The sequence below is a fragment of the Pigmentiphaga soli genome, from assembly GCF_039541095.1.
Classification (GTDB): Bacteria; Pseudomonadota; Gammaproteobacteria; order Burkholderiales; family Burkholderiaceae_B; genus Pigmentiphaga; species Pigmentiphaga soli.
Genome location: NZ_BAABFO010000001.1, coordinates 42,285 through 59,458, shown reverse-complemented (window position 1 = coordinate 59,458; position 17,174 = coordinate 42,285). Strand labels below are relative to the sequence as shown.

13 protein-coding genes are annotated in these 17,174 nt (G+C 72.6%); 2 read left to right on the top strand and 11 right to left on the bottom strand.

Features of this window, described 5'->3' with window-relative positions; genetic code table 11:
• Positions 1-5: 5 nt before the first annotated feature.
• From ABD927_RS00285 to ABD927_RS00275, 3 genes are all read right to left on the bottom strand, one after another.
• Positions 6-1,439, bottom strand: coding sequence for an amidase (locus ABD927_RS00285; RefSeq protein ID WP_345245130.1), 1,434 nt, complete (start codon positions 1,437-1,439; stop codon positions 6-8).
• On the bottom strand, positions 1,436-1,630 hold the full coding sequence (locus ABD927_RS00280) for a hypothetical protein (RefSeq protein WP_345245129.1): 195 nt from the start codon (positions 1,628-1,630) through the stop codon (positions 1,436-1,438). Before ABD927_RS00280 ends, ABD927_RS00285 begins: the two co-directional genes overlap by 4 nt.
• A 145-nt stretch (positions 1,631-1,775) precedes the next feature.
• Positions 1,776-2,639: an alpha/beta fold hydrolase gene (locus tag ABD927_RS00275; RefSeq protein ID WP_345245127.1), complete on the bottom strand. Its 864-nt coding sequence runs from the start codon at positions 2,637-2,639 to the stop codon at positions 1,776-1,778.
• 129 nt (positions 2,640-2,768) lie between these two features.
• Between ABD927_RS00275 and ABD927_RS00270 the strand changes: the two genes are divergently transcribed.
• Complete coding sequence (locus tag ABD927_RS00270) at positions 2,769-3,515, top strand: pseudouridine synthase (protein WP_345245125.1); 747 nt, start codon at positions 2,769-2,771, stop codon at positions 3,513-3,515.
• A gap of 30 nt (positions 3,516-3,545) precedes the next feature.
• Here the strand turns inward: ABD927_RS00270 and ABD927_RS00265 are convergent, their stop codons facing one another.
• The 8 genes from ABD927_RS00265 to ABD927_RS00230 all read right to left on the bottom strand — a co-directional run bounded on the left by ABD927_RS00265 (position 3,546) and on the right by ABD927_RS00230 (position 14,237).
• Positions 3,546-3,719 carry a hypothetical protein gene (locus ABD927_RS00265; protein ID WP_345245123.1) on the bottom strand — a complete coding sequence of 58 codons (174 nt, stop codon included), beginning with the start codon at positions 3,717-3,719 and terminating at the stop codon, positions 3,546-3,548.
• A 223-nt stretch (positions 3,720-3,942) separates the two neighbouring features.
• Positions 3,943-4,626 (bottom strand): PqiC family protein, encoded by a 684-nt coding sequence (locus tag ABD927_RS00260; protein ID WP_345245121.1) that lies wholly within the window; start codon positions 4,624-4,626, stop codon positions 3,943-3,945.
• Complete coding sequence (locus tag ABD927_RS00255) at positions 4,623-6,257, bottom strand: PqiB family protein (RefSeq protein WP_345245119.1); 1,635 nt, start codon at positions 6,255-6,257, stop codon at positions 4,623-4,625. The genes ABD927_RS00260 and ABD927_RS00255 overlap by 4 nt, the downstream gene beginning before the upstream one ends.
• Positions 6,235-6,933 carry a paraquat-inducible protein A gene (locus tag ABD927_RS00250; RefSeq protein ID WP_345245117.1) on the bottom strand — a complete coding sequence of 233 codons (699 nt, stop codon included), beginning with the start codon at positions 6,931-6,933 and terminating at the stop codon, positions 6,235-6,237. The genes ABD927_RS00255 and ABD927_RS00250 overlap by 23 nt, the downstream gene beginning before the upstream one ends.
• Positions 6,934-6,985: 52 nt before the next feature.
• Entirely contained in the window at positions 6,986-7,582 is a 597-nt protein-coding gene (locus tag ABD927_RS00245) for a paraquat-inducible protein A (RefSeq protein ID WP_345245115.1), read from the bottom strand.
• A gap of 107 nt (positions 7,583-7,689) precedes the next feature.
• Positions 7,690-9,150 carry a metalloprotease TldD gene (gene tldD, locus ABD927_RS00240; RefSeq protein ID WP_345245113.1) on the bottom strand — a complete coding sequence of 487 codons (1,461 nt, stop codon included), beginning with the start codon at positions 9,148-9,150 and terminating at the stop codon, positions 7,690-7,692.
• 53 nt (positions 9,151-9,203) lie between these two features.
• Positions 9,204-10,049, bottom strand: a complete 846-nt coding sequence (locus tag ABD927_RS00235) for a carbon-nitrogen hydrolase family protein (RefSeq protein WP_345245112.1) — start codon at positions 10,047-10,049, stop codon at positions 9,204-9,206.
• Positions 10,050-10,097: 48 nt separating this feature from the next.
• Positions 10,098-14,237 carry a YhdP family protein gene (locus ABD927_RS00230; RefSeq protein ID WP_345245110.1) on the bottom strand — a complete coding sequence of 1,380 codons (4,140 nt, stop codon included), beginning with the start codon at positions 14,235-14,237 and terminating at the stop codon, positions 10,098-10,100.
• A gap of 161 nt (positions 14,238-14,398) precedes the next feature.
• On the opposite strand from ABD927_RS00230, the gene glnE reads away from it, so the two are divergent.
• Positions 14,399-17,164: a bifunctional [glutamate--ammonia ligase]-adenylyl-L-tyrosine phosphorylase/[glutamate--ammonia-ligase] adenylyltransferase gene (gene glnE, locus ABD927_RS00225; protein ID WP_345245108.1), complete on the top strand. Its 2,766-nt coding sequence runs from the start codon at positions 14,399-14,401 to the stop codon at positions 17,162-17,164.
• Positions 17,165-17,174 lie beyond the last annotated feature (10 nt).

Here is a 17,174-nt window from a genome sequence, read left to right as displayed (position 1 = left end):
GCGGGTCAGAGACGGGGAATGCGCCGGTGCTGCGGCGCGGCCTGGCCGAACTGGTGCGCCAGCGCCAGCAGCAGCGGCTCGTCGAACGGCCGCGCGGCCAGCTGCGCGCCGATCGGCAGCCCGTCGCGGCAGAAGCCGCAGGGCACGCTGATGGCGGGCAGGCCGAGGAAATTCATCGGCCGCGTGAGCGCGGTCATGCGGCCGACCAGCGCCAGCACGTCGCGGCCGCCGCCGCCCGACTCGACGTCGCAGTCGGCCAGCCTCGGCAGCGGGAACGGGATCACCGGCAGGTGCAGGGCGTCGACCCCGCGCATCGTGGTCTCGAGGAAACGCTCGGTCAGCTTGGCGCGCAGCCGCAGTGCGTCGATGTATTGCGTGGCCGGGATCAACAGGCCGACCTCGATCCGCGACCGCAGCAGCGGCGCGTAGTCTTCGCGCCGCGACGCGAGCCACGGGCCGTGGATGGCCGCCGCTTCCGACTTGATGATGGTTTCGGCCGCCCGGAACAGGACGGTCATGTCGTCGAACGGCACCGGCACCAGCCGCGCGCCGAGCCCGGCGTAGGTTTCGGCGCTGGCGGCCAGCGCCTGCGCCACCTGCTCGTCGATGGGGCCGAGGCGGTCGGGATCGGGCAGGCCGATCCGCACGCCGCGCAGCGGGCGCCCGAGGCCGGCCTCGTAGTCGGGCACCGGCCGGGCGCTGGAGGTCGGGTCGCCCGGATCGTGCCCGGCGACCACGGCCAGCAGGCGGGCGCAGTCGCGGGCCGAACGCGCCAGCACGCCGACGTGGTCCAGCGACCATGAACGCGGCATGGCGCCGCGGCGGCTGATGCGGCCGTAGGTGGGCTTGATGCCGACCACGCCGTTGGCGGCGGCAGGCAGGCGCACCGAGGCGCCGGTGTCCGATCCCAGCGCGCCGAAGGCCAGGCAGGCGGCCACGGCCGAGCCCGAGCCGCTGGACGAGCCGCCGGAGATGTACTCGGCATGGTGGGCGTTGCCGCAATGCCCGTAGTGCATGTTGTGGCCGGTGGGGCCGCCGGCGAATTCGGCCATGTTGAGCGTGCCGAGCTCGACGGCGCCGGCGGCGTCCAGCCGCGACAGCGCGGTGGCGGTTTCGGTGGCGGCCCAGTGCCGGCGGATCAGGCTGCCGCCGGTGCTGACCCGGCCCTGGCGGTAGAACATGTCCTTGTGCGCGAGCGGCACGCCGTGCAGCGGGCCGAGCCGTTCGCCGCGCGCCTGCCGCAGGTCGCATTGGCGCGCGGCGTCCAGGGCGGCCTCGGCGTCGATCCGGATGAAGGCGTTGCGTGACGGTTGCCAGGCCTCGATGCGGGCCAGGCATGCGGCGGTGGCATCGACCGACGACACCTCGCCGGCGGCGATCGCGTCGGCCAGTTCGACCAGGCCGAACGTGGCGATGTCGGCCGCGCGGGCCACGCTCATGGCGCCCCGGCTTCCAGCACCCGCGCGAAATCGGCGGGCGCATCGTCGAAGGCCAGCATGGCCGCCGCGCCGGCGACCGCTTCGTGCAGCTGCCGCAGTTCTTCGAGCAGTTCGGCCGCGCGGGCGGGGGCGACGGGATAGCCGGCAAGCTGGCCGGCGAGGATGTCGACCAGTCGGGTGTCTGGATTCATGTGCGGGGCTGGCGGCGGAGGCCGCAGGACGTCAGGTCGGATCGATTATAGGAGGGCCTGCCCGCCATCGAACCGCCGCCATTGACATTGTTTTCGTATCAATCGCCATGCCCGCGCGACCGCCTGGCCGCGGCCCGGCGGGCCCTCAGTCGAAGAAGGCCAGCAGCGCGCGGTTGACCGCCTCGGCCCGCTCGTACTGCGCCCAGTGGCCGGCGCCCGCGATCACTTCGCCCCGCCGTTCCGGGCGGCCCGCGCCCATGGCCGCGATGGCGACGGCCGGCTCGGCGGTGACGTCGTGCTCGCCCCACAGCAGCAGCATCGGCATCCGCAGCTGCGCCACCACGGCCTTCGCCGACCCGCCCTGCGACAGCCCCTTGCTGCGGAAGCGGGTGTTCAGGCAGGCATCGCGGTGGATGGCCAGCGCCTGCGCATCGATGGCGGCCTCGTCGTGCAGCATCAGCGAACGCAGGTTGTTGTGCAGCTTGGACAGCATGTCGGCCTCGCCGGCGGCATCGCGCCAGCTCAGCATCGGCAGCTGCTGGCGGCGCGGCGTGCCGTGTCCGCCGGAACCGAGCAGCGCCAGGCGGCTGACCCCGCCGCGCTGCAGCGCCACGTTGGCCGCCGCCACGCCGCCGAATGAAAAGCCCGTCAGGCCGATCTCGGTATCGGCGCCGACCAGTTGGTCGAGCGTGGCGATGGCGGCCTGCACCAGCTGCGGCAGGCTCTCGGGCGGCGGCAGCGTGCTGGAGGCGCCGAAGGCCGGCAGGTCCGGCACCCAGACGCGGTGCGAAGCGGCCAGCGCGTCGACGTTGCGGATCCAGTGCAGCCAGCGGCCGTGGCCGCCGTGGAACAGCACCAGCGGGCTGCCCTGTCCGGCGCCGTACCAGCGCACGGTGCCGCCGTCGTAGGGCACGTCGCGGCAGTCGAGGCTTGCGGCATAGCGGGCGATGTCGCGGTCGGCGGCGGCGACGGCCGCCAGGTCGATGAAGGGTTCGGCGCTGGAATTCATGGCTGCGAAGGACTGTGGAAGGCCCGGCCAGTGTAACCGCCGCCATGCCCTCCATGGGGCGGCGCGGCATGCCGGGGCGCGCGTCCACTAGAATGCGGGGCTGTCGCCTTCTTTTTCCGTTGCCTCAGCATGACCGAACCGCTCCGCCTTTCCAAGCGCATGGCCGAACTGGGCCTGTGCTCGCGCCGCGAGGCCGACGACTGGATCAGCAAGGGCTGGGTGCGGGTCGACGGCGCGGTGGTGGACGTGCTGGGCAGCAAGGTGCTGCCGCAGCAGAAGATCACCGTCGACCGCCGGGCCAGCGCCGAGCAGGCGCAGCGGGTGACGGTGCTGCTCAACAAGCCGGTGGGCTATGTGAGCGGCCAGGCCGAGGACGGCTACCCGCCCGCGGTCACGCTGGTCGGCGCCGACAGCCGATGGCCGCGCGATCCGTCGCCGCTGCGCTTCCACCCTTCCCAATTGCGCAGCCTGGTGCCGGCGGGCCGGCTCGACATCGATTCGGTCGGGCTGCTGGTGCTGACCCAGGACGGCCGCATCGCGCGCCACCTGATCGGCGAGGACTCCACGGTCGACAAGGAATACCTGGTGCGGGTGCAGTACGCCCGCCCCGGCCGCTTGCCCGAGCGCGACCTGAAGTTGCTCAACCACGGCCTGTCGCTCGACGGCAAGCCGCTGCGGCCGGCGGTAGTGCGCTGGCAGAACGACGACCAGCTCAGCTTCGTGCTGCGCGAGGGCCGCAAGCGCCAGATCAGGCGCATGTGCGAAGCGGTGGGACTGAAGGTGCTGGGGCTCAAGCGGGTGCGGATCGGCGGCGTGCGGCTGGGCAGCCTGCCGCCGGGGCAATGGCGCTACCTGGGGCCCGACGAGCGGTTCTGATCCCGGGCGCGTGCCGTTGTCCGGCTGCCGTCAGCGCGCGGCGACGGCCAGCAGTTCACGTTCCAGTTCGGCCACGAGCGCCGGCATGCGGGCCTGGGCCTCGGGGCGGCGGGCCTCGCGGGAAGCCACCGCCTCGGGCGCGTAGAAGCGTTCCCTGAAATCGTCCTGCGCCCAGGGCTGCCCCGCTTCGCCATAGAAAGGCATGGGCTGGCCGCGTTCGAAATAGGCCCGCGCCGGACCGCCGCGCCGGCCGCGAAGGCCTTGTTGGCGGCCAGCCCGGGAGCCGGGCCGTCATCGGCGGCGAAGATGAATCGGTAGTCTTGCAGGACGGGGCCCAGCAGCCCGTACAGCGCCAGGGCCTCGCCGAAGTCTTGCGCGTTGCAGACGCGCGCCGCGGCGGCGCGCGCCAGCGCGGCGGGCGGCGCGGTCATCCGGCCGCCCACGACGGCGCCGCGCCGCCCTGCTCGGCCGCCCGGCGGCTGGCCGCCAGCGCGTCGACCAGCTCGCCGACCAGGCGCTGGTGGGCCGCCACCACGGCGCCGATGGTGTCGCCGGCCGGCACGCCGAGATCGAGGTGGCAGACCAGCCCGGCGCGCGTATCGGCCAGCGGCCGCACCGACCATGCCACGGCGGCGCTCACGTCGCCGCCTTCGCGGGCGTCCAGCGCGCTGAACTCGATCGAGATCCGGTAGACCGGCCGGCCGCCCGCCAGCCCGGTCTGGGAGACGTCGACCATGCCGTAGCGCGCCTTCAGCCCGGCCGCGATGGCGTCGTGCAACTCGTCGGGCAGCGAGGCCGCCCAGCGGTCCTGTTCCAGCACGCGCAGGCGGGCGGCATCGTCGCGCAGCATGATCTGGCGGCGGCGCATGCGTTCGGGGACGACGACGGGGGCGATGTCGACGAAGGCCGGCGCGGCGCCGGCGTCCGGCACGGGAATGGCCGTGGCGCCCGGCGCGGCGGCGGACGTGGCCGAGCGGCCGGCCCCGGCCGCCGAAGCCGGCGCGTCGGCCTGCAAGGTATAAATGCGGGGCGGCTCGGGCGAGGCGCAGCCGGCCAGCGCCAGGGCTGCGAGGACGGCGGCCGCTGCGTGCGGGGCGGCGGGGATTTTCATGGCTGCTCCTTCGGCTTGCCGCGCAACAGCGACTGCGGGTTCTGTTCGAGGTAATCGGTCAGCTGGCGCAGCGAATCGGCGGCCCGCATCAGTTCCTGCATCGCGCGCCGCACGTCCTGCTGCAGCGGCGCGTCGGAAGCGAAGGTGCGCTCGGCCGCCTGCAGCGTCTTGCGCGCGTCTTCCATCGTCGCCACCGCCTCCGGCGCGACCTGGCCATTCAGGCGATCCATCAGCTGCTGCGCGGTGTCCATCGTGGCCTTCATCGAGCGGGTGGCGTCCGACAGGTTCTGGCCGAGCTGGTCGAACGGCACCTTGCCGATCTTGTCGACGATGTCGGCCAGCTTGCTCTGCAACTCGTTGAAGGCGCCCGGCACGGTGGGGAACTCGGCCATCGAACCTTCTTCGGCCGGCGGCAGCTTGCGCGCGCCGGGGAAGAAGTCGATCGCCACGTACAGCTGGCCGGTCAGCAGGTTGCCGTTGCGCAGCTGCGCGCGCAGGCCGCGCCGCACCAGCACGTCCATCAGGCGGTCGGCGGCCTCCTTGTCGGCGGCGCCCTTGTAGCGGATGCCGAGCCGGCCCGGATACAGGTTGACCACTACCGGCATGCGGAAGGAATTGGTCTTGCGGTCGAACTCGATGCCGATGGTGCGCACCTCGCCGATCACCACGCCGCGGAAATCGACCGGCGCGCCGGGCGACAGGCCGCGCACCGACTGCTGGAAGTACATGACCCGCTCCACCGGCGCGCCGTCTTCGCGCCTGAGCGCGTCGTCTTCGTCGGCGGCCAGATCGAACACCGTCTCGTTGTCGGCCGGCTCCGACCGCGGCAGGTGCGGCGACGGCAGGAAGGCCACGCCGCCCAGCGCCACCGAGGCCAGCGACTGGGTCTGCAGCTTCAGGCCATCGGCGTTGAGCTGCACGTTGATCCCGCTGGCGTGCCAGAAGCGGGCGCTGCGGGTGACGAAGCGGTCGTACGGCGCGCTGACGAAGATCCGCACCGTCAGGCCCTCGCCGTCGGGGTCCAGGTCGTAGGCCACCACCTGGCCCACGTTGATGCGCCGGTAATACACCGGCGAGCCGATGTCGAGCGAGCCGAGGTCCTTGGCGCGCAGCACGAACTGCTTGCCGGGCGTGTCGGCGGTGACGATGGGCGGCACTTCCAGCCCGGTGAATTCGGTGACGCGGTTTTCCGACTTGCCCGGGTCCACGCCGATGTAGGCGCCCGACAGCAGCGTGCCCAGCCCCGACACGCCGCTGGCCGCCACGCGCGGCTTGACCACCCAGAAACGGGAGCCTTCCACCGCGAAGTCGGAGGCGTCGTTGGTGAGCTCGACCGTGACGATGACGTTCGACAGCCCCTTGTCGAGCTTGATCGCCTTGACCTGGCCGATGTCGACGTCCTTGTAGCGCACGCGCGTCTTGCCGGCCTCCAGCCCTTCGGCCGAGCGGAAGGTGATCTCGATGTCGGGCCCGTGGCGCGACAGCATGTTGAACATGAAAGACAGCCCGGCGGCCGCGGCCACGATCGGGATCAGCCATACCAGCGACGGCAGCCAGCGGCGCGGCCGGCGCCGCGCGGGCTCGGGAACGGAAGGCGGGGGGTTGCCGTCAGCGGTCGGTTCTTGTGTCATGGCGGTCTATCGTGTCCCAGATCAGGCGGGGATCGAAACTGAGCGAAGCGAACATCGTGAACACCACCACGGCGCCGAAGGCGATGGCGCCCGGCTCGGGGGTGACGGTGGCCAGCGCGTCGAGCCGGACCAGCGAGGCCAGCAGCGCGACGACGAAAATGTCGACCATCGACCAGCGGCCGATGGCTTCCACCATCCGGTACAGGCGGGTGCGTTCGACCGGCCGCCAGGTGGACCGCATCTGGACGGAGACCACCAGCACGATCAACGCCGCGAGCTTGAATATAGGCACCACGATGCTGGCCATGAAGACCACGCCGGCCACGAAATACGAGCCGTCGAGCCACAGATAGATCACGCCGCTCATGATGGTGTTGGTCTGGCGGTCGACCAGCGTGCCGGTGGTCATGATCGGCAGTATGTTGGCCGGCACGTACAGCACCAGCGCGGCGATCAGGAAGGCCCAGGTGCGCTGGATGCTGTCGGGCTTGCGCGTGTGCAGCGCCGCGCCGCAGCGCGGGCAGGCGGTGCCGGCGGCCGAGCGCGGGCTGATGGCGGCGCATTGCGGGCATTCGACCACGCCGGCGCGGCTGGCCGTGACGACCGCCGGCAGCTCGGCGGGCGTGTCGGCCGCGGGCGCGCCGGCGCCGGGGGCGGTCGGACTGGTGGCGCTCAACGCGCGCCCCTCCCTTGGCTGCGCGCTGGCCGGGCGGCGCCGCGGGCCACGCTCATCGCTCGCACCGCTCGGCCTGGTCCCACAGGCCTTTGGGGTCGACCCGCAGCACCAGCGCCAGCAGCACCGTCAGGATGCCGAACGACCACAGCGCCATGCCCGGGACCAGGTCGGCCAGGGTCGACAGCTTGACCAATGCGGCGATGATGCCGAGCAGGAAAACCTCGATCATGCCCCACGGCCGGCCGATGCGCACCGCGCGCAGCACCAGCCCGAAGCCCGGCGCCACGCGGCCCAGCGCCAGCGGCACCAGCACGTACAGCAGCAGCAGCATCTCGGCTGCGGGAAAGAAGATGGTGGTGGCGAACACCAGCGCCGCCACCGGCAGCATGCCTTCGTTGGCCAGCACCACCACCGATTGCCAGACGGTGGTCTGCGTGCTCTGGCCCTGGATTTCCATCGTGACGATGGGAAAGGCGTTCGAGATCAGGAAGACGATGAAGGCGGCCAGCACGATGGGCAGCAGCGCCTCGTACTGGCCGGCCCGCTCGGCGTACAGCTCGCTGCCGCAGCGCACGCAGTAGGCGCGCTCGGCGCGGCGCAGCGCCGTCTTCAGGTAGACCGCGTCGCAGTGTTCGCAGACGGAGAGCATGCCCCCCCCCTACGCGCTTCGCGCGCCCCCCGGGGGGCAACGCTGGCCGACCGGCGGAGCCGGATCGGCGGCGTTCTGGATCAGAATGCGGCATGCCGGACGGCCCGTCATGCCGTGCCGCCCACGGTAAGCCCCTCCATCCGCAGCGTGGGCTGGCCCACCCCGACCGGCACGCTCTGGCCGTCCTTGCCGCAAGTGCCGACGCCCGAATCCAGCCGCATGTCGTTGCCGATCATGGTGACGCGGTTCATCGCGTCGGGGCCGTTGCCGATCAGCGTGGCGCCCTTGACCGGGTAGGTGATGCGGCCGTCTTCGATCATGTAGGCCTCGGACGTGGAGAACACGAACTTGCCGTTGGTGATGTCGACCTGGCCGCCGCCGAAGTTGACCGCGTACAGCCCGCGCTTGACCGAGCGCACGATTTCGTCGGGATCCTTGTCGCCGGCCAGCATGTAGGTGTTGGTCATGCGCGGCATCGGCAGGTGGGCGAACGATTCGCGCCGGCCGTTGCCGGTGACGGCCGTCTTCATCAGGCGGGCGTTCAGGGCATCCTGCATGTAGCCGCGCAGGATGCCGTCCTCGATCAGCACGTTGCACTGCGAGACGTTGCCCTCGTCGTCGATGTTGAGCGAGCCGCGGCGGTCGGGCAGCGTGCCGTCGTCGACCACCGTGACGCCCTTGGAGGCCACCCGCTGGCCCACGCGGCCGGAGAACACGCTCGAGCCCTTGCGGTTGAAGTCGCCCTCCAGCCCGTGGCCGACCGCCTCGTGCAGCAGGATGCCGGGCCAGCCCGAGCCCAGCACCACCGTCATTTCGCCGGCCGGGGCCGGCCGCGCCTCCAGGTTGACCAGCGCCTCGTGCACCGCGCGCTCCACGTAGCCGGCCAGCACCTCGTCCGTGAAGTGGCCGAAGCCGGTGCGGCCGCCGCCGCCGCCGTGGCCCATCTCGCGCCGGCCGTTCTGCTCGGCGATCACCGTCAGCGACAGCCGCACCAGCGGCCGCACATCGGCCGCCAGGCGGCCGTCGCTGCCGGCCACCAGCACCACGTCGTACTCGGCGCCCAGGCTGGCCATGACCTGCGACACGCGCGGGTCGCGGGCGCGCGCCATGCGCTCGACCTTCTCCAGCAGCGCGACCTTGTCGGGGGCCGGCAGCGAAACCAGCGGGTCGACCGGCGCGTACAGCGTGCGGCCCTGCGCGTGGCGGCGCTCGGCGGCCACCTTGACGCGGCCGGCGCCGCGCCGGCCGATGGTGCGCACCGCGCGCGCCGACGACAGCAGCGCCTCGGGCGACAGGGTGTCGGAATAGGCGAAGGCGGTTTTCTCGCCGCTCTGGGCGCGCACGCCCACGCCCTGCTCGATGGAGAAGCTGCCCGTCTTGACGATGCCCTCTTCCAGGCTCCAGCCTTCGCTGCGGGTGTACTGGAAGAACAGGTCGGCGTAGTCGACCTTGTGCGTGAAGATCTCGGCCAGGGCGCGCGACAGGTCGGCCTCGGTCAGGTCCCAGGGATCGAGCAGCAGCGATTTGGCGGTGGCGAACGACTGGATGTTGGGTTCTACGAGCTGCATGTGGAAGGATCGCTCCGGTGAAAGCTTCGGAAAAGACGGGAACGCGCGCGCGGCTACATCACGCGGTGGCGCAGCGCGGGCAGCGCGGCGCGGACCTCGGCCAGGCGTTGCGGATCGACGGTGCCGGCGGCCAGGCCGGGCCCTTCCGGCACCACGTCGAGCACCTCGCCCCACGGGTCGACCAGCATCGCGTGGCCCCAGGTGGAGCGGCCGTTCGGATGGCGGCCGCCCTGGGCGGGCGCCAGCACGTAGCACTGGTTCTCGATCGCGCGGGCGCGCAGCAGCGTTTCCCAATGCGCCTTGCCTGTGGTGTAGGTGAAGGCGGCGGGCACCAAAATCAAGTGGACGTCGCCCAGCGCGCGGTACAGCTCCGGAAAGCGCAGGTCGTAGCAGGTGGACAGGCCCACGCGGCCCAGCGGCGCCTCGAAGGTGACCGGCTCGCCGCCCGGGCGGATGCTGAGGGCTTCGTCGTAGGATTCGTCGCCGCGGCGGAAGTTGAACAGGTGGATCTTGTCGTAGCGGGCGATGCGGGTGCCGTCGGGGCCGTACACCATGGACGAGTTGAAGACGCGGTCGGGGTCGGGGCAGACCAGCGGCAGCGTGCCGCCGACCAGGTAGACGCGGTGGCGCAGCGCCTGGCCCGACAGGAAATCCTGGATCGGGCCGTCGCCGTCGTGCTCGCGGATCGCGACTTTTTCGTGGTCGGCGCGGCCCATGAAGCAGAAGTATTCGGGCAGCGCGACCAGTTCGGCGCCGTCGTCGGCGGCGCGGGCGATCAGTTCGGCGGCGGCGTTCAGGTTTTCGCCGACGTCGGGCGTGGAGACCATCTGCACGGCAGCCACTTGCATGGCGACCGGCGCGTCGGCATCGGCGGGGGCATTCGTGGCGGAAGCGTTCATGGGCGTCGGAAGCCGCGGCGGCGGCCCTGGTTGGGAGTCGGCAAGGGTTTATTGTCGCGCAGAACCGGCGGCGCCGGATTGCGCCTCGTCCGGACCGGACCCGCCCGCGCTGGAGAACGGCGCGGCGGGCGTCGCGTTCGGCAGGCGCTCGATATGCGGGTCGCTCCAGTTGCCGGTGATCGCGTACTGGTAGGTGAAGGCCTGCGACAACGGCTGCTTGAGCAGCATCTGCGCCAGGAACACGCTGAGCCCCACCGCCGGGTTGACCAGCCCGTACAGCAGCGAGGCGCCGCCGGCGTCCAGCTTGGGCACCACCACCACGCGCAGGTTCTGGCTTTCGCGGGCCAGGTCGGTGTCGCCGGCGATCAGCACGGTGGCGTTCACCCCGTTCATGTTGAAATCGTCGGTATGGGCCACGCCGCCCGTAATGCCCGCGTGGGCCCGGATCGTGTCGTAGGCGAAGCCTTCGCTGAAAACGTCGCGGAAATCCAGGGTCACGCGGCGCGGCAGGCTCTGCAGCGACAGCACGCCCAGCAGCTTGGCGATGCCGGGGTCGGCCTTCAGGAACTGGCCCTTGTCGAGCGACAGGTCGATGCTGCCGGCCAGGCTGGGCAGGTCCAGCGAATACGGCAGCCCGCGCCACGACAGCCTGGCGGCCAGCGTGCCCTTGCCGCCGGCCATCGTGCCCGGCAGCCCCATGCGGTCGAGGAAGCGGCCGGCGTCGTTCAGGGTCAGCGTGCTGTTCAGCGTCATCAGGCGCCGGTGGTCGGACTGGGGGCCCGGCTCGGCGCGCCAGACGCCGCTGCCTTCGAGCTGGGCGTCCGGATTGGCGAGGCTGAAGCGGTCCAGGCGCCACTCGCGGTCGCGGCCGATGCGGCGGGCCAGCACGTCGAGCCGACCGAGCGGCTTGCCGTACAGCCGGAAGGCGTCGACGACCAGGTCGATTTCGGGCACGTCGGCGTCGTCGTCGCCCAGCGGATCGGCGCTGCCGGGCTCGGACGCGTCGCCGTCGCCGGCATCGCCGACTTCCAGCCGGCTCAGGCGCGCCGTGATGCGGCCGGCGTCGGCCGCGGCGCCCGGCGCCGTATCGCGCCACGAGATGCGGCCGGCCAGCTGGCGCGATTCGGCGTCCAGCCGCCAGACCGACGAGGTGGGATCGGCCAGCGCGACCAGCGATGCGTCGTCGAACTGGCGGCCGAACAGGCGCAGCTTCGGCGTGTGCAGGCTGATCCGGCGCAGCGGCGGCAGCCCGCCGGCCATGGCTGCGCCGGAGGAACCGGCTGCCGCGGAGGCGGTCCCGGCGCCTGCGCTACCGGGAGCCCCACCGTTGCCGGCACCCGCGCCGGCTCCCGGACGGGTGGCATCGGCCGGCGGCACGAACTCGGCCGCGATCCGGCGCCACTGGTCGACGTCGATCTCGGGCAGGTCGGCGCTGATGCCCAGCCCCGGACCCGCCAGCGTGGCCGGGCGGTTCACGCCCAGCGCGGCGCGCACGGCGCGCACCGCGCCGCCGGGGTCGAAATCCCGCTCCACATGCAGGTTGACGTGGTCGCCCAGCCCGCCGGCCAGCCAGTCGCCGCCGCTGCCGCCCGCGCCATTGTCGATGGCGTCCCATTCGAGCCGCAGCGGCAGCGCGCCGGCGGCCGGCTTGCCCAGCGGCGCGGGCAGGTCGATCGCCAGGCCGGCCAGGTCGGACTGGATCGTCACCGCCGGCGGCCGGCCGTGGGCCGCCACCACGCGGGCCGAATACGCCGCCTGGCCGCTCAGCCGCGCCATGCCGGGCGCCGGCCACAACTGGCGCAGGCCGTCGGCCGACGCGCTGCCGTCGATCTGCAGCACGTCGCGGCCGTCGGCCTGCGGCCCGCCGGCGATGCGCACCGGGCCGCCCAGCAGCGAGCCGGCCACGCCGCGCATCTCCAGGCCTGCGTTGCCAAAGGCCACGGTGCCGGTCAGCCGCTGCAGGGGCGGCAGTTCCGGCCTGAGCCGCAGGTCGTTGCCCGCCAGCCGGACTTCGCCGCGCACCTGGCTCTGCGCCATGCGCGCCAGCTGCAGCCGCAGCGACAGCGGCACCACGAAGGCGCCGGTGGCGGTGGCGCCGTCGAGCGCGCCGCCGATCATCGAGGCCACCGGCGAACCCTGGACGAAGGCGAGGAAGGCCGACGCCGGGCCGCGCGTCTCGCCGTCCACCTCGAGCAGCGGATCGTGCTCCATGTCGGCGATGCGCACGCGGGTCGGGCCGAGCTCGATGGCGGCATCGCCCGGCGGGCGGATGCGCCCGGCGCGCGCGTTGATCGTCATCGCCGCGCCATCGAACGACCAGTCGCCGGCCACGCCCTCCAGCCGCGGCCAGCCCGGCAGGCCGGCATGCGCCGGCTCGTAGTCGAGCGTGGCGCCCTGGACCTGCCCGCCCACATGGAACTGGCCCGCCTTGCCGTCGACGAAGGGAAAATCGTGCAGATCGCCGCGCACCCTGAACGAGACGTCGCTCGCCGTGCCGGCCACCAGCGCCTGCCTGAGCCAGCCGCGCACGTGCGGCCCCACCACCAGCGGCACCAGGGCGGGGATTTCCCGCATGTCGGCGCGCGCCAGGCGCCCCGTCAGGTCGAGCGTGCCGTCGCGCCCCTTGCCCTCGCCGCGCCAGACGCCGGACGCCTCGCCGGACAAGGTCGTCCGCTGGAATTCGAAGCGTTCCAGGCGCACCTCCAGCACGCCGTCGGCGCCGCGCGCGTAACGCGCCTGCGCGGTCAGGCCGCGCAAGGGCACGGCCGGGTTCTCGAACACGCCGGGGAAAAACAGCACCGCGTCGCGGGCGTCGATCGACAGCGTGCCGCCGTCGAGGCGGCCCTCGAAGCTGCCGCTCAGGTTGCTGAAGCCCGGGCGCCGCGGATGCGCGGCGTCGGCGCCGGCCGGCGCGGGCGCGGCGGCCAGCGTCAGGCCGCTGAAGCGCATCGCCACGCTGGCGGACGCCAGCTGCGGCGCGGCGCCGCGCCATTCGAGCGCGAACGCCTGCAGCATGCCGGACGGCGCCAGCTCCTCCACCCGGCTGCGCACCGCGGCGGGCAGCGGCAGCCGGTCGGCCAGCTTTTCCAGCGCCGTCAAGTCCAGCTCCGATACCTGCAACTCCCCGCCGGCCACCTGCCCCTCGACGCGGCGCGCCTGCCAGACCACGCTGCGCGGCGCCAGCGCCAGCCCGTCGGCGGTCTCGACGCGGCTGTCGACCAGCGCCACCCGGTCGCCGTCGCGGCCGTGCGCGGCGTCGATGCGCGTGGCGGCGCTGCGCAGCGCGAGCGGCGGCAGGCCGGACTGCAGGCTCAGCTGGGCATCGGCCAGCGCGACGTCGGCCACCGCGCCCGTCAGGCGGCCCTGCCGGAGCGTGACCCAGGCGCGCAGCGCGCCGGCGCCCCGTTCGACGCCGGCCGGCAGGTCGAGCCAGGCCCGCCAGCCGGCCAGGTCGAGGCGCGGCGCGGCGGCATACACGGTGCCGCTCCAGCGCCTGGGGTCGCCGGCGTCGAACTCGAACAGGCCATGATAGAAATCGGCGCGCACGTCGAGCGGCGCGGCCAGCCCGGCCGGCGGGTCGGCGCGCAGCGCCGCCCGGTGGTGCAGGCCGGTATTGCTCAGCCGCAGCTCCACGTTACGCAGCTCCAGCGGCGGCGCCGGCCGCGTTTCGTCGGTCCAGCGCAGCAGCGCGCCGCGCACGGCGATCTGGCGCTGCGCGAACAGCCAGCGCAGCCGGCCGGAGGAAGGCGACGTCTTGTCGATATCGATGGGAAAGCCGGCGATCTCGATCCGGCCTTGCGCGTCGCGCCGCACGTCGAGCTCGGGCGCATCGAGCCGGAAATCGAGCAGGCGCGGCTCCAGCGCCAGCACGCTGCGCCAGGAAAACAGCGCGTCCACGCGCGGCAGCGCCAGCGCCGTGCGCCCCTGGGCATCGAGCACGCTGACCTGCCGCAGCTCCAGCCGCGGATTGAGCCCCCGCCAGTCGGCGCCGATGTCGCCGATGCGCACCGTGGTGCCGGCCATGCGGGTGGCCAGGCGTTCGATCGAAGGCCGGTAGTCGTCGATCGACGGCAGTACCAGGTAGCGCAGCACGAGCGCCGTGACGGCGAACAGGAAATAGCCGGCCAGCAACAGCCATAGGACCGGACGCAGGACGCGCAGGCAGAAGGGGCGGGGATCGATACGCACGAAAGACGCGAGAGAATGGAACTGCGCGGCGGCGCGCCGGAACCGCGGCGAACGGCAAGAGACGAAGCTTATACCGTAGAACATGTCTTATGCTGGCGTCTGCGGAAATCGCCGCCCCGGGCGACAATTCTGTTACGCATTACAACGACGAGACTGCCCCCATGTCCGACTCCTCCCTGCTGGCGCCCGCCCTGGCCTGGTCGGCCCATCTGCGCCAGCGGCTGGCCGCCCGCCCGGGCTTTGCCGAATGGCTGCAAGAAGCCGCCCGCGAACCCCTCGATGCCGCCGTGCTGGCGCGCTGGTTCGACGAATTGTGCGGCGGCGCCTGCGTGCCGCTGGACGGCCCGGCCTGCCGGGCGGCGCTGCGCCGGCTGCGCGAGCGCGTGTTCTGCACGGCCATGGTGCGCGACCTGGCCGGGCTGGCGCCGCTGGAGGAAATCGTGGGCGCGATGACGCGCCTGGCCGACGTCGCCATCGACCAGGCCTACCGCAGCACGGCCGCCGAGCTGGGGCAGATCCACGGCATCCCGCGCGAGGCGGCCTCGGGCCGGCCGCAGGAAATGCTGATCGTCGGCATGGGCAAGCTGGGCGGCGAGGAACTGAACGTGTCGTCCGACATCGACCTGGTCATGCTGTACGGCGACGAGGGCGAGACCGACGGCCCGCGGCCGCTGTCCTACCACGAGTTCTACGGCCGGCTGACGCGCCGCATGATGCCGGTCATCTCGGAAGTCGACGCCGACGGCCATGTGTTCCGCACCGACCTGCGGCTGCGGCCCGACGGCGACGGCGGCCCGCTCGCCTGGAGCCTGGACGCGCTGGAGAACTACCTGATCAGCCAGGGCCGCGAATGGGAACGCTATGCCTGGCTCAAGGCGCGCCGCATCGAGACCGCCGCCTTCGAGGGCAGCGATCCGGCGGCCCAGGCCGCCCAGCTCGAATCGCTGCGCCAGCCCTTCGTGTTCCGCAAGTATTTCGACTTCGACGCGCTGGCCTCGCTGCGCGGGCTGCGCGAGCGCATCCGCCAGGACTGGAACCGCCGCGCCGTCAACGCCGCCGGCGACGAGGCCGACAACGTCAAGCTGGGCGAAGGCGGCATCCGCGAAATCGAATTCATCGTCCAGCTGCCGCAGCTGATCCGCGGCGGCCGCATGCCGGCCCTGCAGACGCGCGGCCTGCTGGCGGCGCTGCACGTGGAACGCGACGCCGGGCTGATCGACGCCGGCGAAGCCGCGCGCCTGGAAGCCGCCTACCGTTTCCTGCGGCGGGTGGAGCACGCGCTGCAATACCGGGAAGACCAGCAGACCCACCTGCTGCCGCCCGACCCGGAACGCCGCGCCCAGCTGGCGCAGGCGCTGGGCCTGGCCGACGCCGCGGCCTTCGAGCGCGAACTGGCCGGCCATCGCGAGTTCGTCGAACAGATGTTCCGCGGCATATTCGGCCAGGCCGGCCTGGAGGCCGCGCCCGACACGGCGCCGGCCGCCGCCGCCGCGCCCGACCCCGACGAAGGCCTGGCGGCCCGCATCGCCGAGCGCCTGCCCGGCCAGGCCGAGGCCGTGCTGCCCCACGCCCGGGCGCTGCTCGACAGCCCGCGCATCCGCAGCCTGCCCGACGCCAGCCGGCGCCGGCTGGCCACGCTGCTGCCGGCCGCGGTCGACGCCTGCGCCGGCACCAAGGCGCCGGCCGCCGCGCTGGTCCGCATCTTCGACCTGATCGAGAACATCGCCCAGCGCAGCGCCTACCTGGCGCTGTTGGCCGAATACCCGGAAACGCTGGCGCGCGTGGCCCGCATCGCCGCCGCCAGCGACTGGGCCGCGCGCTACCTGATGCGCCACCCGATCCTGCTCGACGAACTGCTCGACTGGCGCACGCTGCTGGCGCCGCCCGACTTCGACGCGCTGGCGCGCAAGCTGTCGGAAGACCTCGACGCCTGCGTGATCGTGGAAACCGGCGCGCCCGACGTCGAGCGCCAGATGAACCTGATGCGCGACGCCCAGCGTCAATGGGGCTTCCATCTGCTGGCGCAAGACCTGGAAGGCATGCTGACGGTGGAGCGGCTGGGCGACTATTTATCGATGCTGGCCGACGTGATGCTGCGCGAGACGCTCAAGCGGGTCTGGGCGCAGGTCTCGAAGGACGGCGGCAAGACCCCGGCGCGCTTCGCCATCATTGCCTACGGCAAGCACGGCGGCAAAGAGCTGGGCTATACCTCCGACCTCGACCTGGTGTTCCTGTTCGACGACCCGCGCGAAGACGCCGACGAGATCTACGCCAGGCTGGCCCAGCGCATCCTGTCGTGGCTGGGCTCGATGACGGCCTCGGGCCGGCTGTACGAGGTGGACCTGCGGCTGCGGCCCGACGGCCAGGCCGGCCTGCTGGTCAGCTCCACCGCGGCCTTCGAGCGCTACCAGAAAGAACACGCCTGGCCCTGGGAACACCAGGCCATCACCCGCGCGCGGTTCGCGGTCGGCGATCCCGATGTAGGCGCCCGCTTCGAAGCCATCCGCCGCGAAGTGCTGCTGATGCCGCGCGACCCGGCCAAGCTGGCGGCCGAGGTGGTGGAGATGCGGCGCAAGATGGCCGAAGGCCATCCCAATCCCACTTCCGACTTCGACCTGAAGCAGGATCCGGGCGGCATGGTGGACGTGGAATTCGTCACCCAATACCTGGTGCTGCTGCATGCGCGCCGGCACCCCGTGCTGCTGGAGAACCTGGGCAACATCACGCTGCTGCGGCTGGCCGGCGAGGCCGGGCTGATCCCGCCCGGGCTGGCGGCGCGCGCCGGCGACGCCTACCGCATCCTGCGCGCCGAACAGCACGCGCTGGGGCTGCAAGGGGTGGAGACGGCCCGCGTGCCGCCGGAACGCGTCATGCGCGAACGGGCGGCCGTGATGGAGCTGTGGACCGCCACCCTCGGACGGGGATAAAACCCGCCTG

Bases quoted from the DNA above. Each gene is read 5' to 3' on its own strand.
- ABD927_RS00285 (WP_345245130.1), bottom strand. From the start codon at position 1,439: ATGAGCGTGGCCCGCGCGGCCGACATCGCCACGTTCGGCCTGGTCGAA.
- ABD927_RS00280 (WP_345245129.1), bottom strand. From the start codon at position 1,630: ATGAATCCAGACACCCGACTGGTCGACATCCTCGCCGGCCAGCTTGCC.
- ABD927_RS00275 (WP_345245127.1), bottom strand. From the start codon at position 2,639: ATGAATTCCAGCGCCGAACCCTTCATCGACCTGGCGGCCGTCGCCGCC.
- ABD927_RS00270 (WP_345245125.1), top strand. From the start codon at position 2,769: ATGACCGAACCGCTCCGCCTTTCCAAGCGCATGGCCGAACTGGGCCTG.
- ABD927_RS00265 (WP_345245123.1), bottom strand. From the start codon at position 3,719: ATGCCTTTCTATGGCGAAGCGGGGCAGCCCTGGGCGCAGGACGATTTC.
- ABD927_RS00260 (WP_345245121.1), bottom strand. From the start codon at position 4,626: ATGAAAATCCCCGCCGCCCCGCACGCAGCGGCCGCCGTCCTCGCAGCC.
- ABD927_RS00255 (WP_345245119.1), bottom strand. From the start codon at position 6,257: ATGACACAAGAACCGACCGCTGACGGCAACCCCCCGCCTTCCGTTCCC.
- ABD927_RS00245 (WP_345245115.1), bottom strand. From the start codon at position 7,582: ATGCTCTCCGTCTGCGAACACTGCGACGCGGTCTACCTGAAGACGGCG.
- tldD (WP_345245113.1), bottom strand. From the start codon at position 9,150: ATGCAGCTCGTAGAACCCAACATCCAGTCGTTCGCCACCGCCAAATCG.
- ABD927_RS00235 (WP_345245112.1), bottom strand. From the start codon at position 10,049: ATGAACGCTTCCGCCACGAATGCCCCCGCCGATGCCGACGCGCCGGTC.
- glnE (WP_345245108.1), top strand. From the start codon at position 14,399: ATGTCCGACTCCTCCCTGCTGGCGCCCGCCCTGGCCTGGTCGGCCCAT.